Raw genomic sequence first — 25,546 nt, 5'->3', positions numbered from 1 at the left:
GCGATTTTCACCGGACCAGCACCGATAATCGGACGGGTCTGATGTGGCAGGTGCGGCACGACCGATTCGTGATGCCCGGTTCAGACCGGATGCAGGGCAACGCATTCCGTACAGCGTTCCCACAAGTCGGGGATCGGGTCCGACCAGGGGAATCGGTGAGGAAGGACCCGGACCTCGGTGCCCCATTCTGGTCGGCCAATTCCTGTGGCCACCGTGTGAGCGATCGGTTGCCCGTCACTGACGGCTTTTGATCGTTCGTGTGCGGATCTCGCTACGGGTGGAGCGTATGGCGTGGGATCCGGGGAGTGAGGCACAATGCGTCGGATGAGTGTTCAATATCCGGGTCCTCGAGCCCGCGGGGGTGGTCAGCATCCGCAATCTCGGCCGCAGGCGGATGTGCCCGAGGAAGCAGGTGAGAATCGCCTGGCCTTGGCGGCCGTGCTCGACGGCTTACTGGCCTTGACTGTCGGTCTGGGTGTTTCGGTACGGATTTTTCCTGATACCGACGGCGCTGTGGAATTCCTCGCGGGTTTCGTTCCCTGTGTCTTTGCGGTATCTTTCGTCAATCACGTGATCGGCACATTGTTGGTTCGTGGCAGCGTCGCCAAACTGCTGTTCGGAATGCGGGTGGTGCGGTGGAAGAATGGCCGGCGTCCGCGCTTCTGGCAGACGTTGTGGCGGTGGCTGTTCGGCTTTGTTCTGATCGCGCTGCAGTATGTCCTGGAGGGTGCGAGCGTGGGGCAGGCGTGTGGTCTGCGAACCGTGCGTCGCCGCGACGAAATGCGCCGTGCTTCTAGGGCGGTGAGTGGCCACTGACGGTGTCCACGTCTTCGGGAGAATCCTTCGCTAAACGTTCGAGCCCGCCGCACTCGACGAACTGTGCGCGGCCAGCCTGCGCCTGCTCGAGGTGCGCCGATGAACACACCGACCGCCAACGCGGAAACCGTCGCCGCGGCACGGCTGCTGCTCACCCAATTGGGTATCTCCCCCGCCGACCTCGTGACCGTCGGCACCACGGCACCGACATTCGGTGAAATCGATCCCCGCGTCCGCGAAACACTCGAGGCGGGCACCAAACGCACACCTATTCCTGTTCGGGCTGGCCAGCAGTGTGCACGGAGGCTGGCCCTTCCCGGCGAACTCCAACCCAGCCGCGAGGTCATACTCGACGACGACCTCACGGCGTTCAGCTGCGGGATCGACGTCAGCTCGATCTCATCCGGGTCTGAGAACCGGCCCTACTGGATTCCGATGAGGCGGAGCGCGAAAGCCGCGTATTCCGTGGCGATCTGCTCGGGTGTGACGGGGCCTGGAGTCGAAACCATTGCGGCAGTGCGGTGCACATGGTCGCGATTGCACGGCCGGCGACGCGGGCGTGGTCGGGGGGCAGGTTTCCTCGGCGATCGCGGCATCCATGTCGTCGTCGAGAAGATATTGAATCTCGTTGCGGGACGCGGTGATCCGGTCTCGGTTGGCCGGTGTCAGGCCGCGCATCTCGCTGGCTCCGATAATGTGTGGAATTCCAGGTCGAGCTCGGTGTCGCGGGCCGGGTCGGCTGCGTAGCGCAGGTTCTCCTCCTGTGCGGTCAGGATGGTCGCTAGCTTTACCGGATCGGATTCAGTGAGTGTGGTGGCGGCGGCCAGACCGTCCAGCACCGCGCGGACCGCGAGGACGTCGCGCACCTGCTCGTCGTCGATGCGGCGACCCGGGCGCCGGCATGCGGGACATTGACGGCCGCCCCCCTCATAGGTGAGCTGCTGGACGGCCTCGCGCACCGGGCTCCGGCTCACGCCGAGCCGGGCGGCCAGGGCTGGGCGGCGTGCCCGGCTCCAGCTCGCCGGACAGAACCAACTGCCTGACCTGCCGGTGCGCGGATGCGCCGAGCAGCGCGGAGGTGGTCGGTCATCGCAGTCGGTCCTAATCAGTGAGCAGGATGGGTTCTCGGCCGGACTCGTGTTCCTGCGGTTGGTCTTTCGTTTTCGGTGGTGAAGTTACCCTTGCGCCCGGTAGTTGGCCTGCACGCGCTGAGCGAGGAAGTCGGCGGCGGTCACCGGCGGGTACTTGTGGCGTGGCCCCTGGATGACTGCGTTGCGGTCGGCCTGGGCGAAGTAGGCGATGCTGTAGCGGTCGCCCTGGTACTCGCCCGCGCCTGGGCTGCGGACACGGTGGAAGTTCGATGGCAGTTCGTCATCGCTCCAGCGGGTGAGCATGTCACCGATATTGCAGGTGATCAGTGCGGACGACGGGGTTATCGACGTCCATTGCTGCTCCTGCATCTCCTTGCCGGGGCAGACCTGCAGGCCACCCTGCCCGTCCCGCTGGAAAAGCAGCGTCAGACAGTCGAAGTCGGTGTGCGCACCCGCACGCCAGCGACCCGGCACGCCCTGGAGTTCTGTCGGAACAGCGAAGTAGTGCAACAGCCGAAGCGTGCTCTGGTACTGCGGGGATTCCGGATCATGCGCCTTGGTGAAGTGATTGCGGTCCAGGCCGAGGCGATCGGCGAAGCAGGAGAGGACGCGCATCGCGACTGTCCACACCTGGTACTCGAAATCGAGCATGTCGGCGCGGAATTCGACCAACTCCGCTTCGCTCGGCCACAGCTCGGCCATATGCGGGCGGGTGATCTGGTAGGACTCCTTCTGATCGGGCACGCCGATGGACGGGCGTACCTGACTCAGGCTCTCCCACCCGGCGTTATTCGCCTTGACCAGTGGATATCGCGCCTTGGTCGACTCCGGGAGCGCGAAAAATGCTGCGGTGCGGGCGAATACAGTGTCGATCTGGTGCTGCGGGATGCCGTGCCCGCAGAGCTGGAAGAAGCCGATCTCGGTGGCCGCGGCCCATAGCTGGTCGGTGATCTCGGCGCGGCGGTCCGCGAAATCGGTCAGGTCGATGACGCGGATATCGCGGGCGTCGGTCTCCACGCCGAGGCCGCCCATCTGCTGCTCGCGGGATACCTCGGGCTGGTCGTAGCTTTCGGTCATTGTCAGTCCTTGTCTGCGTGGGGTTCTCAGCTGTCGACGTTGATCGTCGGGTCGAGGAATTCCTTGGTGACGACGTCTTGGCGCGCGGGTTGTTCGGTATATTCGCGCCGCCGAGGCGCAGGATCGGGTGTCGCGGCCTTGACAGATACGACACGAGAACGCACCCCGATTGCTATCGGCAGTGAGATTTGCGTTGCAGTGCTGAGTGTCGGACCGGCGGCAAATTCAATGACCCGGCACGGACTCGAATCCTGTTGCCAGAGTGCGGATATCCGCGTCGGACAGCGGCGTGGGCGTGCCGCGGTCGACGAGATCAGCGAATCCTGCGTCATCCGCCATCACGGTGATCGTGTACAGCCGTTCGGTGCCGGAGGTGTTCAGAATGCGGTGTTCGGATCCTGGTTGCAGGATCAGTACGTCGCCCGCGCCGAGGTCGACGGCGTGTGTGTCGCTGTGCGCGCGGGCGGTGCCGGCCAGCACGATGAAGATTTCGGCCGAATCCTCATGGGAGTTCAGTGGTTGCGCACCGCCCGGCTCCCAGATTTCGAGGAATACGCTTGCGCTGGAGCCGTGTTCGGGTCCAGCGAGTGTGCACAGCCGTACCGTGTCCGCGGGTGAGATGAGAGCTGCCGACAGGTCGGCGAGGTGTCGTACGACGGGAGGCGCCCCAGCCATATCGGATCCTTTCGGGTAGACGTCGTATCGCCGCGGAACGCGGTTCAGCCGACGGGTGGTGTGAGCAGGGTGACCGGGCCGCAGTCGTGGCGGGTTACCGGCTGGCCGAGCATGTCGCGGGCCGGCACGGCGATCGTTGTTCCCTCCAGCATCGCCGCCGCGGCATGGGCGACCTCGGTGGCCGCGCTGGCCGGTAGTTCGCAGATAAGGTTGTGGGCGGCCAGAATTCGGGTGATCGGGAGCTTCGACAGGCGGTGCGTCGATTCGGCGAACCGGACTGGGTCGGCTCCGGCGCCGTGCAGCCAGTGGGCGGCGGCGAGCACCGTGTCACCCGAGAGCAGTGTGCCGGTGGTGTGGTCGAACAGGCACAGGGTGTCCGGCGCATGGCCGGGCGTGTGCAGTACCTCGAACCGTCGGCCACCCAGGTCGATGATTTCGCCGTCGGCCAGCGCCCGGCTGATCGGGGTCGGTGGTATCGCCCACTGCGTCAGGTCCGGCAGCGGGCGTAACCGACCGACCCGCGCCAGGGTGAAGAAATACTGGGCATCCAGCAGGGCGAACCGGTCGTACTCCGCGACCACCCGTGACATGGCGGCGGCATACGTACGAAGGAACGCTGGATCGGCGGCGGTGTGCAGGCACCCGGAATTCGGGTCCGCAGCCGTGGGATGCGCGGCGAAGTCGATAACGTCGACCTGCGCGGCGAGGTCGGCATTGCCGCCGCGGTGATCGATGTGGTGATGCGATGACACCACCAACACCGGCAGCGCCGTCAACGCCTGCACCACTTGGGATATCGGAGCGATGCCGAGCCCGGAATCGAACAGCAGCGCGGTGTGTTCGCCGATGACGAGGTAGCTGGCGACATGCCCGGGTTCGTTGATCAGGTGGATGCCCTCCCCGATGTCTCGAACATGGAACCAGGATTCGGCTTCGGCACAGAAGGTGGGAGCTCGTGAGGCCACCGCAGCTCCTCAAATGTTGATGACAGTTACATTTGCCAATGTAGAGGCGCCGCGTTTCCGGGAAGTAAAGGTTGCGGACCGACCGTCGAACGGAGCGAAGGTCGCAGTCCATCAACCCGTCGCGGCAAAAAGGTTCACAACAGCTTTACGTGAACAATGTTCATCACATCAACATTCATGGCTACCGTCTGACCGGTGATCTCTCCCCTCGATGACCTCGACGCCGACCTACGTTCGGCATTCGCGCGGTATGAAAGGGCCTTGATGGCCAACGATCTCGCCGAACTGGACGCCGCATTCGCCGACGGTCCTCGGCCGATCCGCAGTGATCCGGCAACCGCGCTGGTCGGCCACGACGCGATCGCCGAGTTCCGGGCCGGGCGAGCCGGCGCACCGACCCGCTCCCTCGTGCGGGTATATGTGCGCAGACTCGGCTCCGATGCCTCGGCGATCGTCGCGGAGACCCGCCGAACGGACGGTTCACAGGGTGTCCAAACCCAAGTCTGGGAGCGCGACAGCGGCGGTCGATGGACCATCACCGTGGCGCATGTGTCCGGCGGTGCCGCGCCCACCGACGGCAGTACGGTCAGCCCCGACTCATCAATTTGGCGTGTCGCGCCGGACGAGGCGCCGCTCGTGCGCGGCGGCCGAGGACCGCTCCGCGATGCGCGGGTGGCCGTCAAAGATCTGTTCGCGGTGGCCGGGCACGCGATCGGAGCGGGGAACCCGACCTGGCTGGCGGGAGCGCCGGTGGAGTCTCGTCACGCCGCGGCGGTATCCGCATTGCTGGCGGCAGGGGCCGATATCACGGGGATCGCGACCACCGACGAGCTGGCATTCTCACTTGCGGGTGCCAATATTCACTACGGCGCGACACCGAATCCGGTTGCGGCGCATCGAGTCAGCGGCGGGTCGAGCAGCGGTCCGGCGGCCGCGGTCGCCGCCGGGTTCGCCGATATCGGCCTCGGCACCGACACCGCGGGCTCGATTCGCGTCCCGGCATCATATTGCGGGCTCTACGGGCTACGCACGACCCACGGGGTGGTCGCGCGGACGGGTCTGGTGGGTTTGGCACCGAGCTTCGATGCCGTGGGCCTGCTCACCCGCGATGCGACGTTGCTCGCCAGGGCGGGCGGGGCGCTGCTGCCGAATCAAGAAGTACATCCGGTCACCAGGGTGGTGGTGGCACCGGAACTGGTCGATCTGCTGGATCCTGCGGCACGCGAATCTTTTTGGGCTGCGGTGCAGGCACTGACGCTGCGCGATGCGGCCGCTGGAAACGTATTGCCACCGCCGGAGACGATCGCGCTCGACTACCCCGACGGCGCCGGGCTCGACACGGTTCTCATGGCATTCCGCACGGTTCAGGCCGCCGAGGCTTGGCGCTCGCACGGCACCTTCGTGTCCGCTCAGCCGACCGCGTTGGCGCCCGATGTCGCCGCTCGATTCCACGTCGGCCGCGAGATCGACGCCGCAACCGAGACCGAGGCACGCGGCCTGCTCGACGACATGAGCACCCGGCTGCGGCGGATACTTCCCCCCGGCGTCGTCCTCGCGCTGCCCGCCGCCTCGTCGGCGGCTCCACGCCGAGACGCTTCGTCGGCGGAGGTGGAAGCGGTGCGGCAGCAGACATTGCGATTGACCTGCCTCGCGTCGCTGGCAGGTCTGCCCGCGTTGTCGATGCCCCATCTCCGGGCGGGAAACCTGCCGGTCGGGTTGTGTCTGCTGGCCGGACCAGGACAGGACTCCACCCTGCTCACCTTCGCCATCCCACCTTTCGACCGACAGGACCACATCTGATGTCCCGAAACTCCTGGTCGCTGTCCGGCGACCATGCGGATCTGCGTCGCCCCATCCATCCGCCGCACTCGCTGGAGCTCGATGCTCTGCCGCAACGGGTGAGCATCGATCTTGCGCGCACCGCGTTGATCGTCATCGACCTGCAGAACGACTTCTGTCATGTCGACGGGTGGCTTGCGCGCATCGGAGTGGATGTCTCGCCCGCACGTGCGGCCGTCGATACTCTGCGGACGGCGCTGCCGGCCGTGCGCGGAGCCGACATCCCGGTCGTGTGGGTGAATTGGGGCAACCGGCCTGATCAGGCCAACCTGCCGCCCGGTGTGCTGCACGTCTACGATCCTGCCGGCACTGGCGTCGGAATCGGCAGTGCGGCAACCGCTTCGAGCACCGCGGTGCTCGAAGCGGGCAGTTGGGGCGCGGACGTAGTCGATGATCTCGAGATCGCGCCAGCAGACATTCGCGTCGACAAGTACCGGATGAGTGGATTCGTCGATACGGTTCTGGATTCCGTGCTCCGCAACCTGCGGGTCGACACCCTGCTGTTCGCTGGTGTGAACGCCGATCAATGCGTGTTGTCGACATTGATGGACGCCGCGAACATCGGCTACGACGTGGTGCTGCTCACCGATGCGGTGGCCACCACCTCGCCCGAATACTGTATGGAGGCAACGACGTACAACGTCCGACAGTGTTTCGGGTTCACCGCGACCGCCGCGGAACTCGTTCGTGGACTCGTCTGCGTCTAGTGCGTTGACGACGAACGTCCGCCGGATTGGGTGATACGCCGCCGGTTCCGGCAACGGGCCGGGAGTCCGTGACACTCTCGACGGCGGTAGTTGCTGTCGGGAGGGTGGGTTGGTCTGCGCCGGAACCAATTCGGGCCTGTCGGCTGAGCGACGCGGAAGGTCGACGGCCGTAGCCATCAGCATTCTTGACCTACGGGTCAATAACATTTAGAGTCATCGCATGGGCAGGCCACGGAACTTCGAAACCGATACCGTGGTCGAGCGCGCAATGGAAGAGTTCTGGACCCACGGGTACTCCGGCACTTCTCCCGCACAACTCGCCGAGGCCACCGGCGTCGGCAAGGGCAGCCTGTACCACACGTTCGGCAGCAAACGGCAACTGTTCGACCAGGCATTGGCCCGCTACGGACGGATGGGCGTGGAGCACGCCGAGGAGCTGCTGTTCCAACCGGGAAGCACCCGCGAACGCATCGGCGCGTACCTGCGTGAGACCGTGGATTCCGATGTCGCACAGCCGGTTCGGCGTGGCTGTATGGTCGTGAACACGGCCGCCGAGCTCGGTGGCCATGACGAGGAGATCACCCGGGCCCTGCGTGGGATCGAGGATGGCATCGTCGCCGTGCTGGCCGCCCGGATCGAACAGGGCCTACGCGACGGCGACATCGGCCCCGACGTGGATGCGCGGGCCACGGCCGAGTTCCTGTTCAACACGAGCGTCGGTCTGCGCATTATGGCCAAGACCCGCGACACCGAAGCGCTGTATCGCACCATCGACGTCGCCCTGACCGCCCTCTGACCGATCCGCCACATTGCGGTGGCTCTCGCATACCCCAATTTTTGACCTGCAGTTCAAGAAAGGAAGTCTCCATGGATCTCGAATTGACCGGCAAGACCGCCGTCGTCACCGGAGCCGGCCGCGGCATCGGCCTGGCCGTCGCCGAGACGTTGTCCGCCGCGGGCGCACGCGTGGTCGGCGCCGCCCGCACCATCACACCCGAACTCGAAAAGGCCACCGTGGCCACCGCTTCGGTGGATCTGAGCTCGCAAGACGGCGCCACTGCGCTCGTGGACACCGCGCTGAAAGAGCTCGGCGGCATCGACATCCTGATCAACAACGTTGGTGGCGGCGACCCCGACCAACTGACGCTGGGCGGATTCCTCGACAGTACCGACGATCAGTGGCGGCACCTCCTGGATGTCAACCTGTTCAGCGCCGTCTGGGCGACCCGTGCCGCCCTGCCCAGCCTGCTCGACCGTCGCGGCGCGATCGTGAACGTCTCCTCGATCAACGCACATCTCCCGTCCGCCGGGCCGGTCGGCTACAGCGAGGCCAAGGCCGCGCTCACCGCCTTCGGCAAGCGCCTGAGCGAAGAGTTCGGTCCGCAGGGAGTCCGCGTCAACACGGTCTCGCCCGGCGTGGTCGGCACCCGGATCTGGCGCGGTTCCGAATGGGTCGGCGCGAAGCTCGCCGCCGCACAGGGCGTCTCGCACGAACAGCTGCTGGCGGCGCTGCCGGACCAGTTCGGCATCGCCTCGCGCCGAATCTCCGAACCGGAAGAGGTCGCGGCCCTCGTGGCGTTCCTGGTCTCGGGCAAGGCTACCAACATCATCGGAGCCGACCTCGTCATCGACGGCGGGACCATCAAGACCAGCTGACCCCCTGCATCAGGACATCGCGCGGCCGGCGCGTTGACCGCCTTCGCCCCGGTGCGGCGAAGGCGGTCCCAGCGTCTGGATAAGGACAGCCCCAGCGGTCCGGTACCGCCGCTGCGTTCGTGCCGCCGAATTCGATGCCGGACAATCAGCGCTTCACAGTTCGAGCACCAATCGTGCTCCAGCGCAGCGTGATACGCAGATCATCATGGACTCGCCCTCGGCGCGCTCCTCCGGCGACAGCACAGAGTCGCGGTGGTCCACCTCCCCGCTCACCACGCCCGTCTCGCAGGTACCGCAGGTCCCTTCCCGGCATGACGAGAGTGCGACCACGCCGCGTTCCTCGGCCACCTCGAGTATTGATCGAGTCGACGGAACCGTGAGCGTCAGCCCCGACATCGCGAGGGACACCTCGAACGGGGCCGCGGCAGACTCCGCGATATCTCGCGCGACGAACCGCTCGGCGAACACATCGACCGCCTCGAGTCCCGCGCAAGCGTCCTCCGCGGCGGCGATCAACCCTGCTGGACCGCAGGCCAGTACCGCGGTTCCCGGCGTCGAATCGGCGAGGAGTGCCGCCACATCCAGGCGTCCCGCATGCGCCGAGTGATGCGGCAGCACCGCATCGCCGTAGTGTTCGCGCAGCTCACGCAGGTAAGCCATGGCCGACTCGTCGCGGCCGGTATATATCAGCCGCCACGGCCGCCCGCTGCGCTGCGCGGCGGCGGCGAGCGCGAGCATCGGCGTGATCCCGATACCTCCGGCGATCAGCACGTAGCCGAGCGCACGCACGAGCGGAAAGTGGTTGCGCGGCGGCCGGATCGAGGCCGTTGCGCCGATCGACAGGAGTTGGTGGGCCAGGACCGAACCACCGCGCCCATGCGCCTCGCGCAATACCGCGATCCGATAGAGAGTGGTGTCGTCGGGATCGGAAACCAGCGAGTACTGCCGGACGATCCCGTCGCCGAGCAGTAGGTCGATGTGTGCCCCCGCCTGCCACGGCGGTAGTCGGTCACCGTGCGGGTGGCCGAGGGTGAACTCGTCGATGTTCTCGGCCACTCGGCGGCGGTCGCGTACGACGACGGTGATGGAGTCGGAATCATTCATCAGGGCCTCCAGGAAATACGGGCCCCGCCTAGTTATTTGTCCCAGCCACGGGAATCCGCCTCGCGCCCAGCCGCTTTCACGACAATCAGCCTGGCATGCGGACCGTCCACCACACGCCACCGGTGTGGTGTGCCGCCAGTGTAGTAGAGGCTGTCACCGTCGGCGAGTCGCGCGTGGCCATGGTCACCGAGGTCGACCACGATCGCGCCCTCGACGACGTACACCCACTCGTCCTCGTCGTGCTGGAAGTAGGGGCCGAACTCGGCGTGCACGTCGACGAATTCTTGCGGGTAGAACGATGCGCGCCCATGCACCAGCAGCCGGGTCGAGCCCTCTTCCTGCCCCGATCTGGCGATACCCCGCGGCAACTGGACGCCCTCGTGGGATCGGATCACCTGCCCCTCGGCGGTCGCTTCGGCGTCCTTGCCGCCGCGGGTGTCCGCCGCCAGCATCAATTCGACCTGGGTGGTTCCCAGCGCTTCGGCGATGCGAGCCAGCGTCAGCATGCTCGGCCGTGCCAGGCCACGTTCGAGCTGACTGAGGAACGGGTGCGAGATCTGCGCCTGCTCGGCCAGTCGGACCAGGGTGAGTCCGCGATCACGCCTGCGGCGGCGGATCTCGGCCCCGAGCATGGTTTGCGCGTCGACGGGTGCCTTTTTGGTCACGTTCTCCACCTTCATATCCCACCACCGATCGTCGAAGTGCGTCACGGACGGGCACCCGCACGCTAGATCACCCGTTGCCGCGTCGGCGAATTAACAAGACCGTAGCTGGCTCGTTCATCTACCCGAAACAAGGCGGCTGAATAGTGCTAAATGTTGATCACATCAACATTAGCTCTGTCCTTAACGTCTCGCCGACCAGCCACGAGCGGGCCACCACGACCTGTTTCTCTCTCGAAGGACCTCCATGGATCATCCGCTACCGCAGCGTGTTTCGCGCCTGTGCGGGGCAACCTTGCCCGACGGCTCGGTGGTCGATCTCGACATCGGACGCGACGGCGGGCACTCGCTGGTGACCGCGGTTCGCCCGAGTGCACCGGGCCGGATCGACGAAACCTCCGACGCATCAATAGATCTGACCGGTTTCGTGCTGTTGACCGCACCCGCCGAGCCACACGCACACCTGGACAAGGCGCTGAGCTGGGATGCGCTCACGCCGACCTTCGGCAATCTCGGAGCGGCGATCGACACATGGCGCCAGGGCAGTGTCGAACTGACCGAGGAGTCTTTCCGCAGTCGGGCGACCGCGGCGGCATCGGCCCTGTTGCGCAACGGCACGACCGCCATTCGGTCGCACGTCGATATCCTCGGTGGCACGGACCCGTTGCGCGGTATCCGCGCGGTGCATAGCGTACGCAGGCGATTGTCCGGGCTCGTCGACATCGAGATCGTGGCGTTGACACCCCCGGCGGCCGATCCCGGACTGCTCCACGCGGCCCTGGACGCGGGCGCCGACTTGATCGGTGGCGCACCGCATATCGCGCCGGACCCGATCGCCGAACTCACCCGGCTACTCGACATTGCCGAGGCCCGCGGAGTCGGCGCCGACCTACACGTCGACGAGTTCTTGTGCGGCGACCACCACACACTCGCCCACTTCGCCGAGCGGGTCGCCGGGTGGCCCGCCGCCCGGACGCGCACCGCTGGGCACTGCTGCAGGCTCGGCACCATGGCCGCGGACGAACTGGGCGCGCTGCTGGCCACGGTGGCGCGCAGTGGCGTGGGGATCGTCAGCCTGCCCATCACCAATTTGTATCTGCAGGGCTGGGATGACCCGGTCGCTATGCCGCGCGGATTGACCGCACTTGCCGCGCTGCTCGATGCGGGCATCCCCGTCGCGGCCGGTGCCGACAATGTCCGCGATCCGTTCAACCCGATCGGCCGCAGTGACGCACTCGAAACGGCCGCACTGCTGATCACGGCCGGTCATCTGGCGCCGGAAGTGGCCGTGCACTTGGTTACCGACGGAGCGCGCGCGGTGCTCGGCTTGCCCGAGGCCGGCGCGAAACCCGGTGCCCGCGCGGAATTTCTCGCCGTACGCGGCAGCAGTCTGCTCGATGTTGTCGCGAACGCACCTGCCGACCGGATCGTCATTCGCGACGGCGCGATCGTATCCATCAGCCGAACCGACCATCGCACAGCCGATTTCGCAGTACTGGAGGTCTGATGTCCAGCATGCCAACCATGAGCGCCGCCCCGCCCCGCCCCGGCAGTCAGGTGCTCGGATTCGAATCGACCGAACTCACCTATCCCAACGGCACGGTCGCGCTCTCGGGCGTCGATCTGACAGTCCGGGCCGGTGAATTCGTCAGCGTCGTCGGGCCCTCTGGATGCGGGAAGTCGACGCTGCTTCGAATCGCCTCCGGCCTGGAGTCCGCGACCGGGGGTTACACCCAAGTCGGGGCGAATCGGATCGGCTATGTGTTCCAGGACGCCACCCTGCTGCCATGGCGCTCGGTGCGCGACAATGTTGCGCTACTGGCCGAACTCGATCACATGGCCAAGGCCGAACGCTATCGCCGTGCCGACGATGCCATCGAGTTGGTCGGTCTCGCTGGGTTCGCCGAACACCTGCCGCGCATGCTCTCCGGTGGTATGCGGATGCGGGTGTCGCTGGCTCGTTCGCTCACCGTTGATCCCGAGTTGTTCTTATTCGACGAACCTTTCGGCGCACTCGATGAGATCACGCGACAGCGGCTCGGCGACGAGATCACCGAACTGTTCGACGACCGCCGCTTCGCGGGCCTGTTCATCACGCATTCGGTGACCGAGGCCGTGTACCTCTCGACCCGCGTCGCGGTGATGTCGGGCAGGCCGGGCCGCATCGTCGAGGAGATCGACATTCCGTTCGACTTTCCGCGCCGACCGGATATCCGCTTCACCCCCGAGTTCACCGCACTCGCGAGCCGAGTCTCGCAGGCGCTGCGAGGAAGTCACACATGAGTGTCGAAACAGTCACTGCCGCAACGGTATCCGAGTCCGTTGTGACCACCGCCCCGGCGCGCACGTTCAAACTGCGTACGGTCTTTGCTCCGCTCGCGGTCCTGGCCATGGTGATCGGCGCCTGGTACCTCGTGACCTACACAGTGCTGGCACCGTCGCGCCGGTTTCTGATGCCGCCGCCACACGAAGTGGTGACCGAAGGCCTGCTCGGTCCGGGAGCGCCGGATATGTGGGAGGCGTTGCAGCGGACCGCGACCGTGGCGTGCACCGGTCTGGTGATCGCCGTGGTCCTCGGGATCGTCTGGGCGGTACTGATGGCGCAAGCTGGTTGGGCGGAGATTGCTCTGTTTCCATATGCGGTTGTGCTGCAGTGTATTCCGATCCTGGCATTGGTTCCGCTGATCGGCTTCTGGTTCGGTTTCGGATTCACCGCGCGGGTGTTCGTCTGCGTGCTGATCGCCCTGTTCCCGGTGGTGTCGAACACGCTGTTCGGGCTGAAATCGGTGGACAAGGGCCTGCGGGAACTGTTCGCGCTGCGCGCCACTGGCCGGATGACGGTGCTGCGCAAGCTCGAGTTCCCGGCCGCGATGCCCGCCATTTTCGCCGGTGTCCGGATCTCGGCCGGGCTCGCGGTGGTCGGCGCGATCGTCGGCGACTTCTTCTTCAAGCAGGGCGATCCCGGCATCGGCATCCTGATCGACAACTACCGATCCCGGCTGCAGTCACCCGAATTGTTCGCCTCGATCCTGCTGGCCTCCGGCCTCGGCGTCGTAGTTTTCGCGTTCTTCAGCTGGCTGTCTCGCCGGCTGGTCGGCGCTTGGTACGACTCCGCCCGCAACTGAAGTCCCACCCTGCCGCTGCGCCCCTTTGGGAGAAACATGAGAATACTTAGTCTGCCGCGTTCGGCCCGCGTGACCGTATCGGCGACCGTCATCGGCCTCGCCGTACTGACCGGCTGTGCCCAAACCGACAGCCCGACAGCAACTTCCGGTTACAGCGGCCCGATCGGCGCGATCGACTTGAAGCAGGTCTGCCCGACAAAAATCGTGGTGCAGAGCGATTGGAACCCGGAGGCCGAACACGGCGGCCTCTATCAACTACTCGGTCCGAACCCGGCGATCGACGCCGCGGGCAAGAAGGTCACCGGTCCGCTTTTCGCCCACGGTGAGTACACCGGGGTGGACCTGGAGATCCGCGCCGGTGGCCCCGCGATCGGATTCCAGACCGTGACATCGCAGATGTATCAGGACGACTCGATCATGCTCGGCTTCGTCGACACCGACCAGTCCATCCAGTCCGCGGCCACCAAACCGACCACCGGCGTCTTCGCACCGCTGGAGATCAACCCGCAGATGATCATGTGGGATCCGGCGACCTATCCGAATGTGCACTCCATCAGCGACCTGAAGGCCGCGAAGGCGACCGTGTTGTACTTCCAGGGCGCCGCCTACATGGACTATCTGACCGGTGCCGGCATTCTCGACAAGAGTCAAGTGGACGGCAGCTACGACGGCACACCGGCCAACTTCGTCGCTGCCGGCGGCGCCAAGGCGCAACAGGGGTTCATCAGCACCGAACCCTATCTCTACGAACAGAAGATCCCCCAATGGCACAAGCCGGTGGCCTACCAGTTGCTGCACGACACCGGATTCCCCGTCTACAAGTCCGCGCTCGCGGTCCGGTCCGAGAAGCTGGAGGCCGATTCGGCGTGCCTGCAACGCCTTGTTCCGGTGATGCAGCAAGCCCAGCTCGACTATTTCGCCGATCCGGCCACGGCCAACGATCTGATCGTGCATGCAGTCGACAAGTACGACACCGGCTGGGTATACGACACGGGCAACGCGGCCTTTGCGACGAAGCGGATGCGCGAGGCCGGTGTGGTCGGCAACGGCGGCAATGCCACGGTCGGTGATTTCGACACCGCACGAGTTCAGCGGGTCATCGACATCACCCGGCCGATCTACACCGAGCAGAAAGTCTCGGTCCCACAAGGACTGACGACCGAACAGATCGCGACAGACCGATTCATCGATCCCAAGATCGGATTCGCATCGTGACCGCCGCAATGATCGAGACCGGTGATCGTCCCGACTTCGGCCCCGAGCAACTCGACGGCCTGGTCGATGACCTGCTCGCGCTGCTCGGCCCGCGCGGCGTGAGCACCCTCGACCGCGCTCTGGACCGCGCCTCCCGTGACGGGTCGGGGATGAGCCCGATCCTCTCGGCCCAGCAACCCCTCGGGCGGCCGGACGCGGTGTGTTATCCGAAGACGGCCCAACAGGTTCCGGCGATTGTGCGGGCTGCGGTGCGTCGCGGCGTACCGATCACCGCGCGCGGCAAGGGCACCGGCAATTACGGCCAGGTGGTGCCGCGCTTCGGCGGCCTTGTCATGGACATGACCTCACTGGCCGTTATCCGGGACCTCACCGACACCACCATCACCGCGGAGGCGGGCGCCAGGATGATCAACCTGGAGCAGGCCGCGTGGGATGCCGGACGGCAGCTCTGGATGTACCCGTCGACCGCGCAATCCACCCTCGGCGGATTTCTGGCCGGTGGCTCCGCCGGCACGGGCACCATCGTGCACGGCCGCAACCACATGGGTTTCGTGGAATCCGTCGATGTCGTCTACGGCCACGAGGATGCCGAACTTCTCCACCTCGAAGGTGCTGCGGCACAGCCGATGGTGCATACCTACGGCGTGGCGGGGATCATCGTTTCGGCCACGGTCCGGTTGGAACCGCTGCAAGACTGGAGGTGCGTGTACGCCAGCTTCGGGTCCCATTACGAGGCCTTCCCGGCCGCCATGCGCGCCGCGTCGATCGAACCGAAACCGCGGCTGTTGTCCGCCGATGGTGCGACGATCGTCGACGCACTGCCGTCGGACCCCGCGTTGGTGCACGGCAGGGCCAGTGTCCGCGGCATCGTCGACGCCGCGGCGCTCGACGAGACGGTTGCGGTGCTGGAGGCCGGTGGCGGCCGGATCGAGGCGGTGCGCGAGGGGCTGGCGCAGACGATGCGGTTGAGCACCCTCTCTTACAACCACCCGACCTGGTGGCTGCAGAAGGCCGTGCCGGACACCTACTTTCACATGGAATGCCAAGGCGACGCGCTCGTCACCCGGCTGCGGGAGGTGGAGGACGTCTATGACGGCGGGATGCTGCACTTGGAAGTCGGGCATCAGACCATGTTCGGGATGATCAACGGCGTCTACCGCGATCCCGAACAGGTATTCGCGGGGGTGCCCGCGCTGGAGGCGCTCGGCGTCGCTGTGCATTCGCCGCACCAGTCCTATGTCGATCTCGACGCCGATCGGGTCCGGGCGCTGGCGCGCAGCACTGATCCGAACGGTCTGCTCAATCCAGGAAGGTGGCAGCGGTGACGACATCCACCCGGCACTTCGCCGATCTGACCACGGCCGAAGTCCCCGAGGCGCTGAGCCGCGACTCCGTGCTCGTGCTGCCCACCGGCGCGATCGAACCGCACGGCCCACATCTGCCGCTGCGCACCGATCTGGTGCTGGCCGAGGCCGTTTCCGGCGCCGCGGTCGATCGCGCCGCCGCCGAGGGCAGTGACGTATGGTTGCTGCCCGCATTGGGCTATACCAAGTCCGACGAGCATGCCAATCTGCCCGGCGCGATGTGGTTGCAGGCGGAGACGATGATGCGCGTCGTAGTCGATCTGGGGCGAAGCATCGCCGCGACGCCGGCGCGGCGGGTCTTGTTCGTCAATTGCCACGGCGGCAACTCGGCCCTGCTCGAGGTGGCGCTACGTGAATTGCGCCGCCGATTCGACCTGCAGACCTTCCTCTACGCATCGCCTGCCCGGCCGGGGCAGACCGAGGAGGGTTTCGGCATCCACGCCGGATGGGCCGAGACGTCGATGATGCTGCACGTGCGCCCCGATCTCGTCGATATGACCAAGGCGAAAGCCGCTGTACCGCACTCGATCGCGGGCCACAAGCACGTCGGATTCGGTAAACGGATCCGATTCGGTTGGCTCGCCGACGATTTCGCCGCGTCGGGCGTGATCGGCGATCCGACCGGTGCGGATGCCACCTTCGGCGCCGAACTATTCGAGAGCACAGTCGATTCCCTGGTGCAGGCCATCCCGGAGGTCAGCACCTTCGACCCCGGACGCGTCGGATGACCGTACTGACAATCAAGAATGCGACGCTGCTGCCCGTTGGGGGAGATCGCGAGTGGTTGCACGGCTGGATGACCGTCGATGCCGACGGCCGGATATCCGGTGTCGGAGAAGGAGATCCGCCTGCGGAGGGTGGTGAGGTCCGCGACGTGGCGGGCGCCATGGTCGGGCCCGGGTTCGTCTCCGCGCACAGCCATATCTTTACCGGAGGAATGCGGGGTGTCGCCGCCAACAGCACGCTTTACCCGTGGGTCACCCGCAACACCGAGATGCTGCTCGCCGCAGGCGCCGAGGACCTGTATTGGCTCACCCTGGCCGGGTCATTCGACTTTCTCGCCAACGGCATCACCTCGGCCTACAACTTCACCCAGAGCCGGGTGCTGGCGCTGTTCGACTACGCCTCATCGAGCATGAAAGCCGCCGCTGTTCGGCCGCTCGAGTTTCTCACCCGCCAGATCGACGCCACCAGCGACGCGGGCATCCGATTCGTCGCCAGCGTCCGCCTCGACGATGAGCAACTGCCCGAAGACGAAGCGCTCGGGACCTTCGGTGCGGTGATGGATTACGCGAAAACGACGGTGCCGCCGAATCTTTACCTGGGGGGATCGGTCTACGGATCCGTACAGTGGTCGACCTCGCCTGCCACCGCCGAGCGTGAACGCACCATGATGGACCGTCACGGTGTCACCAACCAAGCCCATTTCGTCGAAACCGCGGAACAACTCGACATCCAGCAAGCCAAGTTCGACTGGTACGACGAAGCCGGAGTCCTTGGCCCGGATTTCGCGTTCGGCCACTTCGTCCATCCCACCGACCGAATGATCGACCGCGCGGCCGAGACCGGATGCGCCATGGTGTGGCAGCCGATGTCCAACGGCCGCCTCGGATCCGGGATCGCCGATATACCAAGGATCTCGGCCACCGGCATGCGTGTAGGGATCGGGCTGGACGATCAATCGTGCACCGACGTGTCCGACCCCTTCGAAAACATGCGCACCGGCCTGTACACCCAACGCGCGCTGCACAGCGACGCAGCCATCCTGACACCGGCACAGATGCTCCGACTGCACACACTCGGCGCGGCATCAGCCATCGGCGCAGCAGACCGAATCGGCTCGCTGGAGGTCGGAAAATACGCGGACTTCATCATCGTCGATCCGTTCGACCCCGACACTGGACCAGTCTGGGACCCTGTCGCCACCTACGTCTTGGCCTGCTCGACACGCAACTTACGCGCGGTGTACGTCGGCGGGCACTGCGCATGGGCCGGTAACCGCTCGACCCATCCGCTCGCCGATCAGGCCACTCGCGAACTGCACCAACGAATGGTCCGAGTAGCGGCGGTCAACGGCTTTCACCCAGCCCTTCGGTCACAAACCCACCATTAGCCCGGCATTGGTCGCTGCCCACGGCGGCAGGGCGGACCTGACCTCGTCATTCCCCTGGCTCGTCGCCCGCCTCGGGCTCCCCGTACCCGAGGCGACCTGAGCGGACTACTGGGCCCGCAAACCGACTGCGGGGTCGATGAATTGGTTGGTAACCAGGTCGGCGGCGGCGACGCCGTCGGGAACCTGCTGACCACGACCGCGCAGCGTATCGGTCACGGCGGTGATGACGCGGTCGACCCGGGCGGTGTCGAAATTGCCCAGGGTGTCATCGGTTCCGTTTCCGACGATCTTCTCCGCGAGCTGAACCTCAACCGAGTTCGCATTGCCCGCCGCGGTGATCGGCGGACCGTCCGGAATGGTCTGTGCGATGCGCAGCAGTGCCTGATTCGTCGGCTCCGGGTTGGTCACGTAGTCGATCTCGGCCTGTTGCAGTTTCGGGACCAGCTTGGTCAGGCATGGACTCAGTTCGGCGAGTTTGTCACTGCGGACCGACCATTGATGCGGGTAGATCTCGTAGCCCGCCTTGTGCACGAGCAGATACTTCGTCGGCTCGAGCCAGCCCTTGACATCGTGTTCCCAGCGGTAGGGCTCATTGGAGACATAACCCTGCTGCATCACCTTGCCGCGCTCGGCGACGAACCGGCTCGGCGTCCCGTCGAAGGAGGCGTCGGCTTGTTCGGGCCGTATGTAGCCCTTGGCGATCAGGTAGTCCATGTAGATCTTGCCCTCGCTGTACACGACGGTCGCCCCGGTCGCGGCCACGTCGTTCCAGGACTCGACATGATAGGTCGCGGGATCCCACATCACGATCTGCGGATTGATATCGAGAGATGCGAAAACGCCAGTGACATTGAATTTTCCGCGCGCCTGCAGCGCCTCATCGGTCGGAATCATGCCGAGGGTGATGCTGGCGTCCTGATACATCTGCGCCGGAACCGGCTGCCCACCGAGGAAGGGACCGCCCAGGCGCACTTCGACATTGACGCCGGTATCGCCGAGTGGGCCGGAGTAGGCGCCCTTCTTGACGTCGACGGTGCCATCGGGTCCGACCAGTTGGAAGGCGGCGGCGCGTTCCGGTGTTGCGTACCAGTCCGTTTGGATCACGACGGTCGAGGGGCAGACGCCCGCGAGTTCACCCTTGCCGGTCGGTGCGGGTGTAGAAGTGGCACCGCTACAGGCGGTGAGCAGTGCGGTGCCGGACAGCGCGGCAGCGGCGAGGAGGCGTTTCTTCACGGGATTTCCTTGGGGTCGAGCGGGTTCGGAGCAGAGCGAAGCGGGTCGGCGTTACCTGCCGCGACGGACACCATGTGCGCGGTCGACGCGCCGTGCGAGGAAGTCGAAGCACCAGAAGAGGATCAGACCCACCAGCGAGGACAGCAGCAGCGCCGTGAGCAACTCCTCGGTGGCCAGGCGCTGGCGGTAGACATCGATCATGCGACCGATGCCCGGCTGGCCCTGGCGAAAGAAGAAGTCGGCGACGATCGAGCCGATCACCGCCATCCCACCGGAGATCTTGAACCCGGAGATCATGGCCGGAAGCGCCGCGGGCAGTTGCAGTTTCAGCAAGCGCTGCCAGCGATTGGCGCCGTGGAGGGTGAGCAGATCGTGTTCGGCCGCAGCCACCGATTTGAGGCCGAACAGCGTGTTGGTAATGATGGGGAACAACGCCACCATCACGCATACGATCACGCGGCTGCCGAACTCGTAGCCGAACCAGAAACCGAACAGCGGTACCACCGCGAGGATCGGAATGGTCTGCAGGATCACCGCATACGGATACAGCGAATACTCGGCCCACCGCCCCTGACTCATGAGCACCGCGAACCCGACGCCGAGCACGATGGCGATGCCGAGCCCGACCAGCGCCACCTGCACCGTCGACCACAGCGCGGTCAGAATCTCGGTGCGCGCCACCGAATCCAGCAGACCGTGCGACACGACCGCCTCGGGTGCGGGCAGCAGGAATCGCGACTCTTCGGCCAGCAGAAAGTGACTCGCGATCGACCACAGCGCGATGACCATGACGAAAACGACGGCCGGTGCGATGATGCGAATCGGTGCGATCGGCGTGCGCCGGTACCGTTTTCCGGTGGCCGATTCGATCTGACTCGCGGTCGCCGCCGTGACCGGACTCGCAGTGGCGGCGGTCATGCGGCAACCGCCTGTCCGGAGCCGCGCAGCGCGGCGGACACATCGGCGGCGATATCGGCGAACTCGGCCGTATACCGTAGCTCCGGTGCGCGTGGAAAGCCCAGTGGTACCGGAATATCGGCGCATACCCGGCCCGGCTGCCCGGCCAGCACGACGATCCGGGTGGACATGAAGACCGCCTCGGCTACCGAATGAGTGACGAACACCCCGGCGAAACCATCACGGCGGAACAGCGTCCCGACCTCCTCGTTGAGCCGCTGGCGGGTGATCTCGTCCAGCGCGCCGAAGGGCTCGTCGAACAGGAACAGTTCGGGCCGCACGGTGAGGGCGCGCGCGATGGAGGCGCGCATCCGCATACCGCCGGAAAGCTGTGCGGGCTTGTGCTTCTCGAACCCGGCGAGACCGACCCGCTCGATGGCGTCGCGGGCGGCAGCCCGGCGGGTCGCCTTGTCCACGCCCGCGAGTTCGGCGGGCAGTTCGACATTGCGCAGCACACTGCGCCACGACAGCAGGGTCGACTCCTGGAATACATAGCCGAGTTGGGCGGTCGCGACGTCGACAGTGCCCGCGGTGGCCCGCTCGAAACCGGCGGCCAGCCGCAGCAGCGTGGACTTACCGCAGCCGGACGGGCCGACCAGTGACACGAATTCACCATCGCGAATAGCGATGTCGATATCGGCGAGCGCCTGGGTGCCGTTCTCGAAGGTCAGGGATACGCCGCGGAACGCGAGGGCCGGTGCGGCATCCGCGGGACTGCGGTCGGCAGCGGTCGTATACGCAGATGCGCCCTGCGTCGTCGACGCTGGAGAAGCCGTTGTGCTCATGGACTAGTTCTATCGGCGGGTGATTGCCGAACGCGGTCGGCGCGATTACACGCCTGTTTCGTATACAATTTATTTCTCGGTAACGACCACACCGTCCCGGACGACGATCCGGCCACGTTTGAGCACCAGTTTGCGAGGCGGCAGCGCGACCACCGCGGCCGCCGGTGTCGGTGCGTCGACGACGAGCAGATCGGCCGATGCTCCGGCCATGAGCCCGTAGTCATCGAGTCCGAGAACCATTGCGCCACCGTAGGTTCCGGCGAGCAAGGCCAACTCGATCTCGGGATCGGCGACCAGCCGGTCCCGATACGCGACGCTGTTGATCCGACGCAGCATGTCGCCATCGCCGTACGGGGTCCACAGGTCCCGCACACCGTCATTTCCCAGCGCCAGGGTGGCGCCCGCGTCGTGCATGACCCGCACCGGCACGACGGGCGCCTCGCCAACCGCGCAGGTCACCATGGAAACACCTGCCTCGGCGAGGTTTTCGGCGACTCGCCGCTGCTCATCGGGTGCGAGGGCGCCCATCGCGTACGCGTGGCTGATCGTGACCCGCCCCGCCAGGCCGGTAGCGCGGGTGCGCTCGATGATGAGGTCGAATTCCCAAGCGCCGAGGGCGCCGCCGTCGTGCAGGTGAATGTCTATCTTCGCGCCGTGGCGTTCCGCGAGGCCGAAGATCACATCGAGCTGCCCCACCGGATCACGGTCATAGCCCGCCGGATCGAGACCACCGACGACCTCGACACCGTCCGCGAGCGCCGACGCCATCAACTCGGCGGTCCCCGGTCGGGTCAGCAGCCCGCCTTGGGGGAACGCGACCAACTCGACATCCACCCGATCCGCGTGCCGCGCGGCGGCTTCCCGCACCGCTTCCACACCGCCCAGACCGACCTCCGGATCGATATCGATGTGGCTGCGCACCTGTGTGGTGCCCCCGCTGATCATGGCGTCCAACAGGTTTGCGGCGTAGTCCGCGCTGGGCAGGCCGAGTTCCGCCCGCCGGCCCTCACCATTCGCGATGCGCCCGGGCAGGGTTCGGCCACCGGTGTTGGGTACCCATGGGCCGCCGAACAGCGTCTTGTCCAGATGGCAGTGCGTATCGACCAGGCCAGGAAGTACCAGCGCGCCGGCCAGATCGATGATCTCGCCGTCCGGCGCATCCAGAGCGGGCGCGATCTTCGCGATCCGTCCGTCGACGATGAGGATATCCGCGGTGTCGGTCGGCAGCCCAGGAATCCAGGGGCGTCCGCCTCGCAGCAGCAGGTTGTTCATTGAGCGTCCTCTCGGTATTCAGGGTGAGTAGTCAGCTGAGCAGCATCGTTGCCCCCGCACCCACGCCGAAGATGATGACCACGGCGCGGAAAGCGTTGGGGTGCAGCCGGTCGGCGAGCTTCGCGCCCACGACGCCGCCGATGACGCAGGCCGGTGCGAGGACCGCGACCGAGAGCCAGTGCACGGGGCCGAACAATGCGACGGCAACCACGGCGGTCGTCGAAACCGTGAGGGTCAGTATGCTTTTCAGACCGTTCAGGCTGGTGATCGTGGCGTCGATGCCGAGGGCGAGTGTGGTGAGGACGACGATGCCCATGCCGCCGTTGAAATACGCGCCATAGGCACCGCCGAGGAATACGCCCAGGAACAGGGTTGTCCTGGAATCACCTTGTCGCGCGGTCAACTTCCGCGATACCAACGGCTGGGCGGCGAACAGTGCCGTCGCCGACAGAATCAGATAGGGCACCAGCGCGGCGAAGATCTGCGGCGGCGCGGCGAGCAGGGCGATCACGCCGCCCACCGCACCGGCCGCCCCGGTCGCGACCAGACGCGGGACGAGCGCGCGATAGTCGTCGAGTCGCCGTCGCAGCGCCGCCGCACCACCGAAATAGCCGGGCCAGACCGACACCGAATTGGTCACCGTGGCGGCGACCGGCGGCAGTCCCGTGGCGAGCAGTGCGGGAAATGAGAGCAGACTGCCGCCCCCGGCAATGGCGTTGCATACCCCCGCGCCGAAACCCGCGATGAGCAGTAGGGCCAGATGTGGGAGATCCATCCATGAAGTCCTTCCAACGGGTCCACGAAGACGGCCGCGGGCGGCGCGGCGCGAGACTCCGGCGATCAGCCGTTCACGGCGCCACCGCGCCGCGCTCGGACGCGGAGAACCGGATGCACTCGCTCACAGCCCCTCCAAATGGCTCTTTCTGACACAGCAGTGCACGCCCTTCACCACATCCACCACCTGAGAGATGCGGAAATCCGCTGCGGCACTGAGGTACGCGAGCGCGACGGCCGGGGGTATCCGATAGCGCGCACCGAGGAACGTGATGGCATTGCGGGTGGCCTGTTTCACCGCCTCGTCCAGATCGGTGTCCAGGCCGAGCAGCAGGTGGTCGGTCGCGGTCTCCGCATACGGAAGAGCCAGGGCGGCAGCCATTTTCCGCGCCCCGGGATCGGCGTGCAGTGTCAGTCGCACGGTGGCGCGCAGCGGGGCCTCGAAGGCGGTGAGCGCGACTTCACCGTCGCCCATCGCGAAATGCGGGTCACCCGCGTAGAACATCGCGCCCGGCACCTGAACCGGAAGGTAAAGCCGCGCACCGACTCCCAGCATCCGCACGTCGATATTCCCGCCGTGCCGGCCAGGCGGCACCGAATGCACAGCCTGTTCGGTGGCCGCGGCCACGCCCATGATGCCGAGGAAGGGGTCGAGCGGAAAGCGCAGCGCACGACCGTCACCGACATCTATCACCCCGCGCTCGGCCGCGTCGACGGTGGCGATCGTGCATACCGGGGGCACCGGACCATCCGGATCGTGGTCCCCGAGCTGCGGAAATTCGCCGGGCAGTGCACCTTTGCCATGCCGATTGCTGATGACGCCGTAGGGCGCGCGCCGCAGCAGTTCGAGCACCTCGACCTCGAGCACGTCGCCGGGGCGCGCACCGCGCACCGCGATCGGGCCGGTCACCACGTGCGGCCCGTGCACGCTCGGGTCGTGTACGACCGAGCGTGCCACCTCCGCGGTGTCAGCCAGGATCTCTGTGATCCCACACGCTGCGAAGAAGGTCGCCGGATCCCGGCCCTGATCCTCGAGTATGCCTTCGTGGCTGATCGTGTCCAAACACACAGCCGTACCGGAGTCCACCGTGATCACCGGATTGGCGAGGGAATTCGGCAGTAGTCCCCAGGAGATCCGGTCGGGATCTGCGGGAAGGTATATGTCTGTGGAGCGGGCACCGGCACGCGACTGTAGTAAATTCATGGCATCCGATCCGACGGTTGAGGAGTGGATCGTATACAACCACTGCTCTCGGTCGTCCGCCACCGCTAGCGACTGCTTGCAGGGGCGCTCGAAAGAATCGGCCAGCGACTGCTTGCAGGTCGCTCGGAACAACACCACCCAGCGCGCTGTGGGAGCCATGTGAGCAGCACCACCCGGCGAATGACTCCGCAACAAGTGTGCCGAGCCATTCGCGACGACATCATCCGCGGCGTCTTCGCGCCCGGCCAACGGCTCACCGAGGACACCCTCGCCGAGCGCTACGGCGTATCCCGAGTTCCGGTGCGCGAGGCGCTACGCACCCTGGAGGCCGAGGGGTTCGCCTGGTCGCGCCCATACGCCGGGACCTTCGTCGCCGAACTGACCGAGGCCGACGCCGCCGATCTGCTCGAAATCCGCGCCTTGCTCGAACCGCTGTGCGCGGGCCGCGCCGCCGTGCGCCGCACCCCGGAGCAACTCGGCAGGCTCAAGGAACTCACCGAACTCGGCCAGGACGCCGTGCGCGACGGACGGTTCGACGAGCTCACCCGACTCAACAGCCGCTTCCACGAGGTGCTCGCCGAGGCCTCGGGCAGCACCCTGCTCAGCCAGCTGATCACCCAGCTCAGCTGGAAGATCGCCTGGGTATACGCGGTCGAACTGCCCAGGCGCGCCGAGGATTCCTGGCACGAGCACGAGGAGATCTGCGCCGCACTCGATGCCGGCGATCCGGAGCGCGCCACCCAGGTGGTCGCCGCACATATCGCCCACGCCACCTCGGCATACCGGCGCCGCGACCGCGCCGCTGATCCAGCGGCGCAACAGGATCGGTAACCCAGACGTCGCATTTCTCGCGGCGGAACGAAACACGAGGGTCGTATACAACCTTTGTCCGTTCTTCTCCCGGAGGTTGCC

At 66.1% G+C, this 25,546-nt stretch carries 25 protein-coding genes; 13 read left to right on the top strand and 12 right to left on the bottom strand.

Annotation, left to right across the window (positions count from 1 at the left end):
* Positions 1–324: 324 nt before the first annotated feature.
* On the top strand, positions 325–816 hold the full coding sequence (locus tag AB0J47_RS29120) for an RDD family protein (protein WP_364352909.1): 492 nt from the start codon (positions 325–327) through the stop codon (positions 814–816).
* Positions 817–1,481: 665 nt separating this feature from the next.
* Here AB0J47_RS29120 and AB0J47_RS29115 read toward each other — a convergent pair.
* The 4 genes from AB0J47_RS29115 to AB0J47_RS29100 form a co-directional block, all read right to left on the bottom strand.
* Positions 1,482–1,775, bottom strand: coding sequence for a hypothetical protein (locus AB0J47_RS29115; RefSeq protein WP_364352906.1), 294 nt, complete (start codon positions 1,773–1,775; stop codon positions 1,482–1,484).
* A 216-nt stretch (positions 1,776–1,991) separates the two neighbouring features.
* On the bottom strand, positions 1,992–2,984 hold the full coding sequence (locus AB0J47_RS29110) for a 2-oxoglutarate and iron-dependent oxygenase domain-containing protein (protein ID WP_364352903.1): 993 nt from the start codon (positions 2,982–2,984) through the stop codon (positions 1,992–1,994).
* A 225-nt stretch (positions 2,985–3,209) separates the two neighbouring features.
* Positions 3,210–3,659, bottom strand: coding sequence for a cupin domain-containing protein (locus AB0J47_RS29105; RefSeq protein ID WP_364352900.1), 450 nt, complete (start codon positions 3,657–3,659; stop codon positions 3,210–3,212).
* Positions 3,660–3,703: 44 nt separating this feature from the next.
* Positions 3,704–4,624, bottom strand: a complete 921-nt coding sequence (locus AB0J47_RS29100) for an MBL fold metallo-hydrolase (protein WP_364352897.1) — start codon at positions 4,622–4,624, stop codon at positions 3,704–3,706.
* Between the two features lie 195 nt (positions 4,625–4,819).
* On the opposite strand from AB0J47_RS29100, the gene AB0J47_RS29095 reads away from it, so the two are divergent.
* The 4 genes from AB0J47_RS29095 (at position 4,820) to AB0J47_RS29080 (ending at position 8,826) form a co-directional block, all read left to right on the top strand.
* Positions 4,820–6,424, top strand: coding sequence for an AtzH-like domain-containing protein (locus AB0J47_RS29095; protein ID WP_364352894.1), 1,605 nt, complete (start codon positions 4,820–4,822; stop codon positions 6,422–6,424).
* A complete protein-coding gene (locus AB0J47_RS29090) occupies positions 6,424–7,170 on the top strand; it encodes an isochorismatase family cysteine hydrolase (protein ID WP_364352891.1) in 747 nt (248 codons plus the stop codon). The genes AB0J47_RS29095 and AB0J47_RS29090 overlap by 1 nt, the downstream gene beginning before the upstream one ends.
* A gap of 220 nt (positions 7,171–7,390) precedes the next feature.
* The gene (locus tag AB0J47_RS29085) at positions 7,391–7,966 is read left to right on the top strand and encodes a TetR/AcrR family transcriptional regulator (RefSeq protein WP_364352888.1); all 576 of its coding nucleotides are present in this window, start codon (positions 7,391–7,393) and stop codon (positions 7,964–7,966) included.
* A gap of 71 nt (positions 7,967–8,037) precedes the next feature.
* Positions 8,038–8,826: an SDR family oxidoreductase gene (locus AB0J47_RS29080; RefSeq protein WP_364352885.1), complete on the top strand. Its 789-nt coding sequence runs from the start codon at positions 8,038–8,040 to the stop codon at positions 8,824–8,826.
* Between the two features lie 153 nt (positions 8,827–8,979).
* Here the strand turns inward: AB0J47_RS29080 and AB0J47_RS29075 are convergent, their stop codons facing one another.
* Positions 8,980–9,930, bottom strand: coding sequence for a PDR/VanB family oxidoreductase (locus tag AB0J47_RS29075; protein WP_364352882.1), 951 nt, complete (start codon positions 9,928–9,930; stop codon positions 8,980–8,982).
* Positions 9,931–9,962: 32 nt separating this feature from the next.
* Entirely contained in the window at positions 9,963–10,640 is a 678-nt protein-coding gene (locus tag AB0J47_RS29070) for an XRE family transcriptional regulator (RefSeq protein WP_364352879.1), read from the bottom strand.
* A 199-nt stretch (positions 10,641–10,839) separates the two neighbouring features.
* Between AB0J47_RS29070 and AB0J47_RS29065 the strand changes: the two genes are divergently transcribed.
* Genes AB0J47_RS29065 through AB0J47_RS29035 form a run of 7 tightly spaced genes read left to right on the top strand, consistent with a single transcriptional unit; the run spans position 10,840 to position 18,409 of the window.
* On the top strand, positions 10,840–12,099 hold the full coding sequence (locus AB0J47_RS29065; protein WP_364352876.1) for an amidohydrolase family protein: 1,260 nt from the start codon (positions 10,840–10,842) through the stop codon (positions 12,097–12,099).
* Positions 12,099–12,875: an ABC transporter ATP-binding protein gene (locus AB0J47_RS29060; protein WP_364352873.1), complete on the top strand. Its 777-nt coding sequence runs from the start codon at positions 12,099–12,101 to the stop codon at positions 12,873–12,875. The genes AB0J47_RS29065 and AB0J47_RS29060 overlap by 1 nt, the downstream gene beginning before the upstream one ends.
* Positions 12,872–13,717, top strand: a complete 846-nt coding sequence (locus AB0J47_RS29055; protein WP_364352870.1) for an ABC transporter permease — start codon at positions 12,872–12,874, stop codon at positions 13,715–13,717. The genes AB0J47_RS29060 and AB0J47_RS29055 overlap by 4 nt, the downstream gene beginning before the upstream one ends.
* Before the next feature lie 36 nt (positions 13,718–13,753).
* The gene (locus AB0J47_RS29050; protein WP_364352867.1) at positions 13,754–14,932 is read left to right on the top strand and encodes an ABC transporter substrate-binding protein; all 1,179 of its coding nucleotides are present in this window, start codon (positions 13,754–13,756) and stop codon (positions 14,930–14,932) included.
* Between the two features lie 8 nt (positions 14,933–14,940).
* Positions 14,941–16,257, top strand: coding sequence for an FAD-binding oxidoreductase (locus tag AB0J47_RS29045; RefSeq protein ID WP_364352984.1), 1,317 nt, complete (start codon positions 14,941–14,943; stop codon positions 16,255–16,257).
* Positions 16,254–17,024: a creatininase family protein gene (locus AB0J47_RS29040; RefSeq protein WP_364352864.1), complete on the top strand. Its 771-nt coding sequence runs from the start codon at positions 16,254–16,256 to the stop codon at positions 17,022–17,024. Before AB0J47_RS29045 ends, AB0J47_RS29040 begins: the two co-directional genes overlap by 4 nt.
* Positions 17,021–18,409: an amidohydrolase family protein gene (locus tag AB0J47_RS29035; protein ID WP_364352861.1), complete on the top strand. Its 1,389-nt coding sequence runs from the start codon at positions 17,021–17,023 to the stop codon at positions 18,407–18,409. The genes AB0J47_RS29040 and AB0J47_RS29035 overlap by 4 nt, the downstream gene beginning before the upstream one ends.
* 105 nt (positions 18,410–18,514) lie before the next feature.
* On the opposite strand, the gene AB0J47_RS29030 is transcribed toward AB0J47_RS29035, so the two are convergent.
* From AB0J47_RS29030 to AB0J47_RS29005, 6 genes are all read right to left on the bottom strand, one after another.
* Entirely contained in the window at positions 18,515–19,642 is a 1,128-nt protein-coding gene (locus AB0J47_RS29030; RefSeq protein WP_364352858.1) for an ABC transporter substrate-binding protein, read from the bottom strand.
* Positions 19,643–19,693: 51 nt separating this feature from the next.
* Positions 19,694–20,560 (bottom strand): ABC transporter permease, encoded by an 867-nt coding sequence (locus AB0J47_RS29025; protein WP_364352855.1) that lies wholly within the window; start codon positions 20,558–20,560, stop codon positions 19,694–19,696.
* Positions 20,557–21,384, bottom strand: a complete 828-nt coding sequence (locus AB0J47_RS29020) for an ABC transporter ATP-binding protein (RefSeq protein WP_364352852.1) — start codon at positions 21,382–21,384, stop codon at positions 20,557–20,559. The genes AB0J47_RS29025 and AB0J47_RS29020 overlap by 4 nt, the downstream gene beginning before the upstream one ends.
* 69 nt (positions 21,385–21,453) lie before the next feature.
* Complete coding sequence (locus AB0J47_RS29015) at positions 21,454–22,656, bottom strand: amidohydrolase (protein WP_364352849.1); 1,203 nt, start codon at positions 22,654–22,656, stop codon at positions 21,454–21,456.
* A gap of 31 nt (positions 22,657–22,687) precedes the next feature.
* The gene (locus AB0J47_RS29010) at positions 22,688–23,431 is read right to left on the bottom strand and encodes a sulfite exporter TauE/SafE family protein (RefSeq protein WP_364352846.1); all 744 of its coding nucleotides are present in this window, start codon (positions 23,429–23,431) and stop codon (positions 22,688–22,690) included.
* Between the two features lie 123 nt (positions 23,432–23,554).
* Complete coding sequence (locus AB0J47_RS29005; RefSeq protein WP_364352843.1) at positions 23,555–24,634, bottom strand: acetamidase/formamidase family protein; 1,080 nt, start codon at positions 24,632–24,634, stop codon at positions 23,555–23,557.
* A gap of 180 nt (positions 24,635–24,814) precedes the next feature.
* Here AB0J47_RS29005 and AB0J47_RS29000 point away from each other — a divergent pair, with 180 nt between their 5' ends.
* A complete protein-coding gene (locus AB0J47_RS29000; protein ID WP_364352840.1) occupies positions 24,815–25,465 on the top strand; it encodes a GntR family transcriptional regulator in 651 nt (216 codons plus the stop codon).
* Positions 25,466–25,546 lie beyond the last annotated feature (81 nt).

The sequence above is a fragment of the Nocardia sp. NPDC049737 genome (genome assembly GCF_040674755.1).
Lineage (GTDB): Bacteria > Actinomycetota > Actinomycetes > Mycobacteriales > Mycobacteriaceae > Nocardia.
Note: the sequence above shows the minus strand (reverse complement) of the source record. Positions and strands in the feature narration are given on the sequence as shown.